The 13,341-nt window shown below is 26.7% G+C and carries 15 protein-coding genes; 13 read left to right on the top strand and 2 right to left on the bottom strand.

Translation table 11 applies throughout. From position 1 onward, the window contains the following. Window positions 1-34 precede the first annotated feature (34 nt). From QOZ84_RS03390 to QOZ84_RS03340, 11 genes are all read left to right on the top strand, one after another. On the top strand, window positions 35-856 hold the full coding sequence (locus QOZ84_RS03390; protein WP_284131551.1) for a hypothetical protein: 822 nt from the start codon (window positions 35-37) through the stop codon (window positions 854-856). 114 nt (window positions 857-970) lie between these two features. Further along, complete coding sequence (locus QOZ84_RS03385) at window positions 971-1,159, top strand: ferredoxin (protein ID WP_284131550.1); 189 nt, start codon at window positions 971-973, stop codon at window positions 1,157-1,159. Between the two features lie 151 nt (window positions 1,160-1,310). After that, window positions 1,311-1,499, top strand: coding sequence for a hypothetical protein (locus tag QOZ84_RS03380; RefSeq protein ID WP_284131549.1), 189 nt, complete (start codon window positions 1,311-1,313; stop codon window positions 1,497-1,499). A gap of 79 nt (window positions 1,500-1,578) precedes the next feature. Continuing rightward, entirely contained in the window at window positions 1,579-1,875 is a 297-nt protein-coding gene (locus QOZ84_RS03375) for a rhodanese-like domain-containing protein (protein WP_026901712.1), read from the top strand. Window positions 1,876-1,938: 63 nt separating this feature from the next. Further along, window positions 1,939-3,288: a hypothetical protein gene (locus QOZ84_RS03370; RefSeq protein WP_284131548.1), complete on the top strand. Its 1,350-nt coding sequence runs from the start codon at window positions 1,939-1,941 to the stop codon at window positions 3,286-3,288. Window positions 3,289-3,308: 20 nt separating this feature from the next. After that, entirely contained in the window at window positions 3,309-3,803 is a 495-nt protein-coding gene (locus tag QOZ84_RS03365) for a zinc ribbon domain-containing protein (protein ID WP_284131547.1), read from the top strand. Then, the gene (locus tag QOZ84_RS03360; RefSeq protein WP_284131546.1) at window positions 3,793-4,236 is read left to right on the top strand and encodes a GNAT family N-acetyltransferase; all 444 of its coding nucleotides are present in this window, start codon (window positions 3,793-3,795) and stop codon (window positions 4,234-4,236) included. The genes QOZ84_RS03365 and QOZ84_RS03360 overlap by 11 nt, the downstream gene beginning before the upstream one ends. Window positions 4,237-4,371: 135 nt before the next feature. Continuing rightward, window positions 4,372-4,959 carry an RNA polymerase sigma factor gene (locus tag QOZ84_RS03355; RefSeq protein ID WP_284131545.1) on the top strand — a complete coding sequence of 196 codons (588 nt, stop codon included), beginning with the start codon at window positions 4,372-4,374 and terminating at the stop codon, window positions 4,957-4,959. Next, the gene (locus QOZ84_RS03350) at window positions 4,928-5,770 is read left to right on the top strand and encodes a hypothetical protein (protein WP_284131886.1); all 843 of its coding nucleotides are present in this window, start codon (window positions 4,928-4,930) and stop codon (window positions 5,768-5,770) included. Before QOZ84_RS03355 ends, QOZ84_RS03350 begins: the two co-directional genes overlap by 32 nt. Window positions 5,771-5,781: 11 nt before the next feature. Next, entirely contained in the window at window positions 5,782-6,681 is a 900-nt protein-coding gene (locus QOZ84_RS03345; protein ID WP_284131544.1) for an ABC transporter ATP-binding protein, read from the top strand. Then, the gene (locus tag QOZ84_RS03340; RefSeq protein ID WP_284131543.1) at window positions 6,678-7,826 is read left to right on the top strand and encodes a hypothetical protein; all 1,149 of its coding nucleotides are present in this window, start codon (window positions 6,678-6,680) and stop codon (window positions 7,824-7,826) included. Before QOZ84_RS03345 ends, QOZ84_RS03340 begins: the two co-directional genes overlap by 4 nt. Window positions 7,827-7,960: 134 nt before the next feature. On the opposite strand, the gene QOZ84_RS03335 is transcribed toward QOZ84_RS03340, so the two are convergent. Both QOZ84_RS03335 and QOZ84_RS03330 read right to left on the bottom strand, forming a co-directional pair. Further along, a complete protein-coding gene (locus QOZ84_RS03335) occupies window positions 7,961-8,698 on the bottom strand; it encodes an amino acid ABC transporter ATP-binding protein (protein ID WP_284131542.1) in 738 nt (245 codons plus the stop codon). Beyond that, entirely contained in the window at window positions 8,699-10,144 is a 1,446-nt protein-coding gene (locus QOZ84_RS03330) for an amino acid ABC transporter substrate-binding protein/permease (protein ID WP_284131541.1), read from the bottom strand. Between the two features lie 979 nt (window positions 10,145-11,123). On the opposite strand from QOZ84_RS03330, the gene QOZ84_RS03325 reads away from it, so the two are divergent. Together QOZ84_RS03325 and QOZ84_RS03320 are read left to right on the top strand one after the other, a co-directional pair. Then, entirely contained in the window at window positions 11,124-12,443 is a 1,320-nt protein-coding gene (locus tag QOZ84_RS03325; RefSeq protein ID WP_284131540.1) for an APC family permease, read from the top strand. Window positions 12,444-12,582: 139 nt separating this feature from the next. After that, on the top strand, window positions 12,583-13,272 hold the full coding sequence (locus QOZ84_RS03320) for a Crp/Fnr family transcriptional regulator (RefSeq protein ID WP_284131539.1): 690 nt from the start codon (window positions 12,583-12,585) through the stop codon (window positions 13,270-13,272). Window positions 13,273-13,341: the final 69 nt, after the last annotated feature.

Below are 13,341 nucleotides of genomic sequence, written 5' to 3'. Positions count from 1 at the left end.
GATAAACTAAAAACATAATTAAGGATGTGTTTATATGAATGTACAAAAATATGACTCTGAAAAACCAATGTTAGTTAACTCAATAGTGTGCGCTATAGACATATTAGGATTTTCACAAATGATATCACAGTCATGTAAAATTGGAGATGGCAATAGACTACTAAGGGAGATTAACTATCTGATAAATAAAAATAAAAAATGTATAATGCCAAATAAGTATAGTCATGGGAAAATAAAAATATTTACAGACAATATGGTAGTTGCATACCCTATAAAAGGAGATGCAGAACAAGAACTAGAGGAAATTCTAGAGAATGTATCAGAATATCAATTTAACTTAGCACTAGAAGGATTATTTGTAAGAGGTGGAATCAGTATAGGTGATTTTTACATAAACGAAGATATAGTGTTTGGATCTGCTTTACTTGAAGCTCATCACATTGAAAGTGAGATAGCTTGTTATCCTAGAATTATAATGGATCAAAATACAATAACTACTCTTCAAAAACATATAAAATACTATGATGTAGCACCACAAACTACAAAAGTATTAATTGATAGTGATGGACAATGGTTTTTAAATTATTTAAATACAATATTTAAATATTACATACAATGTAATAATCAATGTGAATTTGAAAGAATTCAACATGAACTTTTATTTAGGCATAAAAATAAAATAGAAGAATTGTTATTTCTTTATAAAGAGGATATAAGAGTATGGGATAAATATGTTTGGAGTGCTAATTATCATAATTATTTCTGTGATTTATATTTCCCTCATGTAAAAGAACTACAAATTTCTAAAAAATCATTATTATCTTGGCCTAGAGAAATTAAGTCGGGAGATTTATAAAAAAATAAATAATAATAATTATTAAAAAAATGTTTCATATGTACTCTTTCTGGATAAATATAGAATATACTACAAAAGTAGTTTAATAAATAGAAAAATCAGGAGGATTTAAAAATGAAAGCATTTGTGGATAAAGACGTTTGTATAGGTTGTGGAGCATGCACAGGAATATGCCCAAAAATATTTGAAATAGATGAAGATGGACTAGCAATAGCTATAGATTCTCAAATAAGCAAAGAACTAGAAGAATTAGCAGTTGAAGCATGTGAAGGCTGTCCAGTGGATGCAATAACAGTAGAATAATTTATAGATAATTACTATTATAAAAAAGTGAAAGTTTGGGAGACTAATTCCTAAAGCTTTCACTTTTTTTATTAGATTGATTATAATTTTACAAACAAAATAAAACATAATTTATGTTATAATTAGACATTATAAAGTAATAGGAGGAAGTATGACAAAAAATATAGAGATAATCATGATAGTAATAGACTTAATTTTAATTATGTATTTCTTTAATTATGCAGTAACTACTACTGATATGTTTACAAGGTTAATCAGTTGTGCTGCGATAACTATGGAAGTATTCTTCATAAGAAGACAATTTAAAATGATAAAAAAATCAAAAGAAATGAAACAATAATAAATCGAAAAATTTCTAAATATGATTTTATATATGTTGTTTAGGGTATAAATTCTAAAAACATATAGAGGTGAAATAAATGAATTATATAAATATAAATAATGAAAATTTAAAAGAATTAATCAAAGATGATATCTTATTATTAGATATAAGAACTAAAGAGGAATATGAAGAAAAAAACATACCAAATTCAATTAATATTCAACTAAATGATTTATTATATAATATAGATGAGATAGAAGAATATAAAAATAAAAAGATAGTAGTATATTGTAGAAGTGGCCATAGAAGCATAACGGCTTGTAATTTACTTTCTATGGAGGGATTTACTAATCTATATAACTTAGAAAAAGGAATAATAAACTACAAACTCTAGCTAATTGCTAGAGTTTGTATTGTATTTTCTCATAGAAAAGACAACAAACAAGGAAGGAGAAACATGGATAACAACAAATATAAGTATAAAAATTACTTTAAAGAGGATGGTAGAAGTGTACAAAAGATCGAAAATAATAAATATACACTAAAAAAATTAGAAAACTCAACTTGTGTAATTTGCAATAAAGAAAATAATAAACAAAGTAGTTATTGTAAACATTGTGGAAATAATTTGAGTGAGGTAGAAGAAAATAATTTAATAAAAAATGAAATTAAAGATTCAAAAAGTTTAAAACATATATTAAAAAATATAAACTTCAAAAAAGCATCAATTACTTCACTTTGTTCAATTTTAATTTTATTTATAGTAGCTCTAATATTTAAATTACTGATGGGGTTACAAATTAGAGAAATAGGCATGCTAATAAACCCAATACACATAGTTATGGGACTTAATTTAGGTCATATAGATATAAGTTCATCTGGTATGTTAGGTTCAGGCGGAATCAGTGCTCATTTAGGTATTTTAGTATTTCTTATAGCACCTATTTTAGCTCTTACAATTTCTAATTTATTGTTTATGAAAAAAGAAAATACAGATGCTAAAAGTACATTATTAAACTCAATAGGAGTAGGGCTTACATATGGATTGATGTTGTTTGTTTTAAGCATATTCACTAAAATAAAAACCAGCCCATTTGATATGATGCAGTATCAAATGAGTTTTGAGGTTAGTTATAGATCGTTGAATATGTTTTTTAATGGATTTATAATAGCATTTTTATGTACTTACCTAATCGGATTTAAGAAAAGTTATGAAAAAGATAATATACACTTAGGAATTATGAAAAAAGCAATAAGTACAGTATTTTTAGGATATGTAGTTGTATTTTTAATATTAACCGCAATAACGTTATCTGATAAAAGTTATTTATATGAATTTGGAATGTATGGTTATACAAAAGACATAAGTACAAGTCTAGTATTAACACAGTTAGCATCTTATATGTGGGGATTTGCAAATTTTATACCTTTAACAATATCTAGCTATACAATCTCAATATTTAATTTATTAGGGTCTGATTTATTTTTAAATACAAAGCTTATATTTATAGCTATGGTTGTGTTATCGTCACTTATTATTTTAGTAGTAGGGTGTAATTTAAAACGTAAGTATAAAGATGATAAAAAAAATGTAGTGCTGATTTTTAGCTTATACTATGCTTTATTTATGGGGATTGTAGCTTTATTTAGTAGTATATTAATAGGTGGAAATATATCTTCAATACAAATTAGTAATTATCAGGGAGCTATATCATTAGGACTGCCCTTAATATCAACTATAATAAGATCATTTTTATATAGCTATATAGTAGCAGGGATAGGGTATAAGTTATACGTATTTGAATAAGCGTAGGATGGAGTGAAACTATGAAAAATATACAAGAAAAAATGGAAAATAGATTTTCAAAAGTTCAAGATGGTATAGATAAAGGTAGAGGAAAAGTTGAAGAAATTAAAGAAAAAGCAAAGATTAACAAACAAATAGGTGAGTTTCAAGTACAAAAGAGTAATGTGTTATTAGACATGGGCATGTTATTATATGAAAAAATAAGAAAAGAAGAAATCCAAGATAATGATTTTGATGAGTTATCTTTAAAAATAATAGAACTAGATAAAATGATATATGAAAGTAATAAAAAAGTAAAAGAATTAGAAGAACTTCAAAGAGAAAATATTTGTGAATGTGGAAATATAATTAATAAAAATGATAAGTTCTGTGCATCTTGTGGAAATAAAGTAGAGATAGAAGAAGACATAAAGGAATACAATATTTGCAATATCTGTGAATCTGAAATAGATTTAGACTGTAATTACTGTGAATGTTGTGGAACTAAAATAAAGGAGCAAAAGTATGAATTATAAGATTAAAAAATTTAGTGAATTAGAAAACAGTGAATTGTATCAAATTTTAGAACTAAGGTGTGAAGTGTTTGTTGTAGAACAAAATTGTGCTTATAATGACGTTGATAACAAAGACCAAGACGCATACCATTTATTATTAGAAGATAATAAAAAGATAATAGCAGGCTTAAGAATATTAAAAAAAGGTGTTTCTTATGACCAAATATCAATTGGAAGAGTTGTAGTTAGCAAAGAGCATCGTGGACTTGGTATTGCAAAAGAAATGATGTTAAAAGCTATAGAATTTATTGAAAATGATTTAAACGAAAAAGAGATTAAGATTTCAGCTCAAGCATATTTGATAGACTTCTATAAAAGTATTGGATTTGTAGAAGTTTCACAAGTATACCTAGAAGATGATATACCTCATATAGATATGTTATATAAAAAATAAATAAAAAATAAGGATAGTAAACACACTATCCTTATTTTTTTGTGAAAAAATGTTAATATAAAATAGGAAAAATTTTACAAATAATAAAACTTTTTATAAAAACAACTCGTTATATAAGTGGAAGGGGGGATAAAGTTGGCACAAAGTGATGAAAAGTTAGTAAAACAGATATTGGTTGGAAATGAATCTGCAATGGAGATTTTAGTTAAAAGATATTATGATTTAATACATAGTTTTATTTATAGAAGTGTTAGTGATTACAATATAGCTTACGATTTAACTCAAGAAGTGTTTATAAAGGTTATTAAAAACATAGATAAATTCAGCTTTGAAAAAGGAAGCATTAAAACGTGGATGCTAAAAATAGCAGTTAATACAAGTAAGGACTATTTTAAAAGTACTACATATAAACAAAGAAATGAGATTAAAGATATAGATAATCATGAAATAAAAGATGATAAAAACGTAGTAGATATATTATCTAAAAAAGAAGAAGCTTTAAAAATAAAAAAAGCTATAAATAAATTACCTAATCTTCAAAAACAAGCAATAATTTTAAAATACTACAACGATTTAAAAATAAAAGAAATAAGCAATGTTACAGGAGATAATGAAAATACAATAAAATCTCGGCTATTCAATGGTATAAAAGGACTTAAAAAATTACTAGGAGGTGATATATGTGAAAAAGATGCAAAAGAAGATTCATACACTAAGATGTGAAAATGAATGCGATGAAGAATTTGAAAATTTATTAGAAGAAGATTTGTTAGATATAGAAGATTTTTTACAAAGTTATGTAGTTGAAAAAGCAGATGAGAGTAGTGTAGATGAAACTATTGATGTACTAAGATCATATATGCCAAAAGAGGCTAGTGAAAATTCTATCAAGAAAATATCAAATATTATAAAATCGCGATTAGAATTAATTAGATTTAATTTAAGTTTGGTTAGTAAATCATATTGGATATTTTCTTTATTATTAATACTTGGGGGGGTGGCTATTACTATCAAATCAAATGAAAATATATATGAAAGTATACTTATGGTATCACCTATACCTATATTACTAGGATTAATTGAATTAACAAAAGGAAAAGACGAAAATGTATGGGAACTAGAACTTAGTTATAAATATTCACTAAAAGAATTAGTTTTAGCTAAATTAGTTATAATAGGGGTATTTTCAATAGTTATAAGTATATTAATGAGCTTTATTTTAGTTGGAAATTATTGTGAAATTAATATGATGAAAATGATTAGTATATGGCTGATTCCAATGTTTATTACAGCATCAGTATCTCTATTTATAGTTTCTATATATAGAAATATTAATAGTATAGGATTATGTGTAGGTATATGGCTAATACAAGCAAATTCAATAAGCAGTAAAGATATAGAAAACTTAATAGCAACAAAGGAAGCTGTATTTTTATTTATTTTATGTATATTAATAGTGGTTATGACAATGTGTTTAAAATTATTTTATAAAAGAACTATAAATTATATAGATTATAAGAATTGTGATTTTTAGGAGGGGTAAAAATGATATTAACTATAAAGGGAATTAATAAAAAATTTAAAGATAAGATTGCAGTAAATGATTTTAATGCAACTTTAAACACAGGAATATATGGACTTTTAGGTCTTAATGGGGCAGGGAAAACTACTCTTTTGAGGATACTTGCAGATGTTTCAAATGAAAGCAGTGGATGTATTTTAGTAGATGGAAAAAACAAAAAAGATTTAGGTGAAAAATATAGAGAGCTGATTGGGTATTTACCTCAAGATGTAGGTTTTTATAAAAATTTTAGTGCAGAAAAATTTCTATATTATGTATGTGCTCTAAAGGGGATAAGCAAAGAAGAAGGTAAAATTAAAATTGATGAATTATTAAAATTTGTAAATTTAGAAAAAGATAGAAAAAGAAAAATAGGTAAATTTAGTGGAGGAATGAAACAAAGGCTAGGAATTGCCCAAGCACTTTTAAATGACCCTAAAATACTTATATTAGATGAACCAACAGCAGGTCTTGATCCTAATGAGAGGATAAGATTTAAGAATCTAATAGCTGATATATCTAAAGATAAAATTGTAATATTATCAACTCATATAATTTCAGATATTGAGTTTATCGCAAATGAGGTTTTGGTTATGAAAGATGGAGTATTAGTAGAACAGCTAACTCCAAATCAAATGATAGAGACTGTTAGAGGAAAGGTATGTAGTATAAATATCAATGAAGAAATGCTACATAATATTCAAAGAGAGTTTAAGGTATCAAATATAGCTAGGGAAAACGGAAAACTTGCAGTTAGGATAGTTGGAGATGAAAGACCTAATATATTAGGTACAGTTTGTAGAGACGAAGAGCCTAATTTAGAAGATGTATTTTTATATTATTTTAATGATGAAGCTAAACTTGAAGGGGGTATTTCAAATTGATAGAATTGATAAAATTTGAACTAGGAAAGATATTTTCTAAAAAATCAGTATGGATATTAATTTTAGCGGTCTTGTGGGCTGGAATATCTTTGGTGACAAGTCAGCACACAATGTTAAAATTTTATGGTATAGATGGGGTTAAAGAAAAACAAAAAATACTAGCGCCTTATGAGGGAGAAGTTATAACTAAAGAAAGCATTAAAAAGTTAGATGATTATCACAGAATAATTAGAAAAAAAGAAAAACCTTCAAAAGAAGAATTTTTAAAATCAGAGGAAATGAGTTTTGACTATACTGTAGATATTGATCCAGCTTATATTGTTGATAATCAAGAATACAAAGAAGCAGAAATGAGAGCACAATTAGATAAACTAAAAAAAGAAGGAAAAACTGATACATTTGAATATAAAAATCTTGAGTATATACATAATTTAGTTAAAGAAAGAGGAATTCCTACATATCATCAAAAAATGTCATGGAGTTATAGTACTGATTTCGAACAGATATCAACGTTTTTATCAACATTAGTTGCTCTAGGAATAGCAACTATATTCAGTAATGATTATCAAAGTAAGGTTGCATCAATAGTTTTAAGCTCAAAGAATGGTAAAAATAAATTGATAAAAGCAAAAATAATATCGGCGGCTATATTTAGCACTATTATATTTATAATTTCTAACTTATCGTTTTTAATTTATACTGCTATAGAAAACTTTAATAGTTATAATGAGCCACTACATTTATTGAGATATTTAGAAGCAACACCTTTTAATATTACTATATTACAGTTTTATATAAGAGCATTAGCAATAAACTTTATGGGGCTTATTTTATTTACTTTGTTAGCTATGCTTGTATCTTTATTTGTTAAAAATAATATGATAGCAACTATAATAACTTTAGTTGTATATCAGGCTCCTACTTTTATATGTGACTTTATGCCAACTGAAGCATTATATAAAATATTTAGACAGCTAAATATATCTGAACTTATGGGAGTAAAACCTATGTTTAGAAATACTGATACTTATAACATATTTGGAAATCCAGTATTGTATTCAAAGTTACTTATAACAATAGCGTTAATTAGTATACCGATAGTACTTTATATGACTGTTCATTTTGGTAAAAAGCAAACTTTATAAATTAAATGTGTCACGATAGCGTGAAAAGATAGTGTATATATTTTTTCACGCTATCGTGACTTTTTTATGAATATTTACTTTATATGTAAATACAATATTTTTAAAATAGTTATAATTGATTTATGTAAAAATATTTATACATTTAAAACCCTATTTAAGAAGTTTGCAGTTCTCTCGCTTTTAGGATTATTAAACACTTGATCAGGAGAACCATCATCTAAAATATGTCCACCATCCATAAATACTACACGATTTGCCACTTCTTTAGCAAATCCCATCTCGTGAGTAACAATTACCATAGTCATACCTTGCTTTGCAAGATTTTTCATTACTTGAAGTACCTCTCCAACCATCTCAGGGTCAAGAGCAGATGTGGGCTCATCAAATAACATTATATCAGGATCCATAGCAAGGGCACGAGCTATAGCTACCCTTTGCTTTTGTCCTCCAGATAAAGAGTCTGGGTAAGCATCTTTTTTATTAGCAAGACCTACAGCTTCTAATAGCTCGATAGCTCTTTTTTCAGCTTCATTTTTATCCATCTTTTTTATATCTATAGGTGCTAGTGTAATATTATCTAGCACTGATAAATGAGGGAATAAGTTAAACTGCTGAAATACCATTCCGATATGTTGTCTTACTTCATTTATATTAGTATTTTTATCTGTTAAATCAAATTTATCAACGATCACTTGCCCACTAGTAGGTTCTTCTAGTTTATTTATACAGCGTAGAAACGTACTTTTTCCAGAACCAGAAGGGCCTATAACACACACGACATCTTTTTCTTTAATAGCTACATCAATTTTATCCAATACTAAATGGTCACCATATTTTTTTACTAATTTATTAACTAATATTTTTGTCTCCATCTATCTAAATCTCCTTTCTAATATTTTTGCAAGTCTTGTAAGTAGTGTGATTATTACTAAGTATATAATAGCTGTAATCAAGTAGACCTCAGAACTTTGCAAAGTACGAGCAACTATAATTTTACTTACTTGTAGTAACTCAATAAGTCCTATAGCAGATAGTATAGTTGTATCTTTTAGTGAGATTACAAATTGATTTACAAAAGAAGGAATCATAATTTTTATTGCTTGAGGAAGCACTATTTTTCTCATTGTCTTTGTGTAAGAAAAACCAAGGCTTCTTGCAGCTTCCATTTGGTCAACCGGTACAGCACCTATACCACCACGGACAATTTCTGCAATATAAGCACTAGCATTTAGTGTTAATGTTATAATACCAGCTATGTATTCATTCATAGGCTTTCCAGTTATATTTGGTATTCCAAAGAAAATGAAGAAAGCCAATACTAGTAGAGGTATCCCCCTAACCACATCAACATAAAATGCAGATAACATTCTTAAAGGTTTTACAGGTGCAACACTAAATAATCCAAACATTATTCCTATAACCATAGCAAAAATAAATGATACAAGAGTTAATATAAGAGTTTTTTCAAGACCACTTAATAGACTTTTATAGTTATTTTTAATTAATCCAATAAAAGTAGATTCATCAATTGAACTAGCATCATTAGACTGCGATGAATTTGAAGTGTATTTAGCAATAATACCATCATATTCTTTAGTTTGCTTTAATTCTTTTAATCCTTCATTAAACATCTTAACAAGCTCTTGATTAGTACCTTTTTTTACAGCAAAGGCATAGTCACAACGTTCTTGTATATCACCAACTCTTTTTAAAGACTTACCTTTTGTAATTGAATAATCAATAATAGGATAGTCATCGAATATCGCATCAGCACCTCCGACATTTATAACATCATAAAGCGCATCTGCTGAATCATAAGATTTAACTGTAAATCCATATTTATCTTTGATTTTATCTACATAATTAGCGCTGACTGTTCCTGTTTTTACGGCAACAACCTTGCCTTTTAAATCATCATAAGATTTGATTTCAGTGTTATCTCCATGAACTGCCATAGATATGCCACCAATAAAATAAGGATTAGAGAAGTCGAAGCTCTTTTTACGTTCTTCTGTAACACTCATTCCAGCAATCATAGCGTTAACTTGACCAGATTGAACCGCTTGAACCGAACTATTAAATCCTAATGGTTTTAAATCAACAGTAAAATTTTGTTTTTTAGCGATTGTGTTTAACAAATCAATATCAATACCTATATATTCTCCACTATCATTTTGAAATTCAAAAGGAGCAAAGGTCAAATCTGTACCAACTTTATATACCTTATTCTCTGCATGTATTTTTTGAGAATTTATGCCCAAAAATAAAGTACATGCCATAAAGAATATAAGACTAAATATAAAACATTTTTTTTTCAATATGAAAACCTCCCTATTACTAATATCATTTTAACAAATTTTCTGAAATGTTTATAATTAAATATTAAACCATATTATATAATAAAACTCAATGAATTTTTAAATTGAAATTTTGTGACGGTTAAGAGGAATTGATGTGGATGTGATGAATTTATTGTCAAAATTAAGCATTTAAAAATAGGGTTGTATTATTGATTTAACTTAGTTTGATAGATATAATATAATTGTTAATTTTCGAATTTAAGCTAAGGGAAGTTTTAAATTTAGCATACCTTACTTTACAAAGATTTAACATTTTAGCTAAGTTATAAGTTTTAAATTTGATGTAAATATAAACGTAAAAATATGATGATGAGAGGTGTGAAACTTTCAAAATTTCGTAGAAGATATTACTAATATGCAATTTTGGGGTGAAAAAAATCAAGAAGATAAAGAGATTACAGAAGATACATTATTTAAACTTCATCAAAGTAGGTTGTGGAAAACACATAGCTAGAGAATTAGATAAAATAGGTTTCCATAATTCAGCAATAGTAAATTGTTGTAAAGGTAAAAGGAAAACTCATAAAGGATATAGGTGGCTATATAAAAGTGATATTCTAAGGCGTATTAATATTTTATTTATTAAAAAAACAATAGAGGTTATAATAATTACATCATAGATAAAATCTAAAAATATTATTAATAGTAAAGAAAATAAGCATTCGCATCATATTGATATATTATTAATATACACATTTAATGATATATAAGTTTAGCTAAGCTTATTAATGGCTAAATAAATTTATATAATTTGATTTTAATTGGATATCTTTATTATTTAAATTATCGACTTTATGTGGGATAAAAGCTACTTAATAGAAAACGTTATTTACATTTAACAAGGAAAGTGGCTTCAATTAATTGCATATTTAAGGAAACATTTCTTAAAAATATTCCTATTAGCAGTGTAATTTTAGTTCAAATCTAGGAGGAAAAAATGGAAAATAAAAGCTTAAAAAAAGAAATTAGTTTATTTATGGCAACTATGCTTGTTTGTGGGAATATGATTGGTTCAGGAGTATTTATGTTACCAGCTACATTAGCACAAATTTCAGGTCCATTACCAACAATAATAGCGTGGGTTTTGACAACAATAGGGTCTATATTAATAGCAATATCATTTGCTAACTTAGGGTCTAAATATACGGCTACAGGTGGAGCATATCATTATACTAAAGAAGCCTTTGGAGAGTTTTCAGGTTTTTTAAGTGCATGGTTATATTGGAATGGATCATGGATTGGGAATGCAGCAATAATAGTTGCATTAGCTAGTTATTGTTCAGCAGTTATACCAGCGTTACAAACACCTATATATTCAATAATATTTACTAGTGTTATTTTATGGATAGTTACTATACTAAATATAGTAGGAGTTAAACAAGCAGGTAAGATGCAGACAGTTGCAACGATATTTAAAATAGGATTTTTTGCAATATTCATAGTAGTAGCGTTTTTAAATTTCGATAAAATGAATTTGATACCATTAGTGCCACAAGGAAAAGGAATGAATACAATACCTTTAGCAGCAACATCAACTTTATGGGCATTTGTAGGTATGGAAAGTGCAACAGTTACAGCAGGAGAAATAAAAAATCCTGAAAAAAACGTTAAAAAGAGTACAATATATGGAATGATAATAGCATCTATCATTTATATTTTAATAAGCATTGGAAGCATGGGAGTTATGTCAAATTCACAACTAGCAGCAAGCTCAGCACCACTAACAGATATATTAGCAATTGCGTTAGGTAGTTCAGTTGGAAAAATATTAGCATTATCAGTTGTAATTTGTATATTAGGTACAACTATCGGTTGGATATTATCTACAGCAAGAGTTGCATATGCAGCAGGTGAAGACGGCGTATTCCCAAAATTCTTTGGAGAATTGAATCCTAAATATGGTACACCAGTAAATGCATTAATAGTAGGATCTGTACTAGTAAATATATTAATAATAATGAACTTCCAAAAAAGTATGGTTTCAGCATTTACATTTATAACTATATTGGCTACATTATCATTCTTACCAGTATATTTATTATCTACAGCAGCAGAAATGATGTTAATGTTTAAAGGTGAAAAACAGTTTGGTTTTGGTATATTTATAAGAAAATCAGCACTTCCACTTTTAGCATTTGTATATTCAATATGGACGATATATGGTTCTGGTTCAGAAATAGTAATGTGGGGATTTATAATGATGCTTTCAGGTATACCATTTTACATTTATAATTATCACAAAAATAAAATAAAATAAGCAGTTATATGGCACCTGTATTCTACAGGTGTCATATTTTTATGGATTTTTTTGATTATTTATATACTGTATCAATGTAGTATAATTGTTTATATTGCGTATTATAAATAATTAGAAATTATAAAATAAAGGTGAAAAAATGAAAAAAATTATGGAATATGACATAGAGAAAGTAGAAATATTTAAAAATATAAAACCACAAAGTAAAATAAAACTTATACAAACTGGAAAGCTAAAAAGATTAAATAAAAAATCAATTTTATTTCGAGACAAAGATAAAATAAACAAAGTATATATTTTAATAGAAGGTAAAGTTTCGATTTTCAAAATGAGCGAAAATGGAGAGCGAAAAATAATATTTATACTAAATCAAGGTGAAATGATAAATGAAATATTGATAAATGAAAATAATACTTCGACTGTTGCATGTGAAGCTTTTGAAAATTCTCTTATATTAGAATACAACACAAATGACTTTATAAATATAATAGAAAATGATTTTATATTAACTAAAAATATATTAAGTTATATGGAAAAAAGGACTAGAAGATTATATAGACAATTAAAAAATTCTATATCAATAAAAATGGATAAAAAGTTAGCTGCAAAGCTTTATAGGATAGGAAAAGAATTTGGAATATCAAAAGGGCAATGGACTTTTATAAATGTAAATGTAAGTATAACATATATTGCTGATATGCTAGGATGCAAAAGAGAAACTTTATCAAGGGCTATGAAAACTCTTCAAGATGAAGGATTAGTAAAAATAGAAGGAAAAAAGATTTATACAAAACAAAAAGAATTAGCTAAGTATTTTAAAAGTAATTAAAATTTGTGTTTTTTTATTTACAACTTCATTTGCCACGAATCTGTGATATTAATCACGGAAATTTGATTG

The organism is Romboutsia sedimentorum (assembly GCF_030131845.1).
Lineage (GTDB): Bacteria > Bacillota > Clostridia > Peptostreptococcales > Peptostreptococcaceae > Romboutsia_D > Romboutsia_D sedimentorum.
This window is presented reverse-complemented; position numbering and strand designations above follow the sequence as displayed.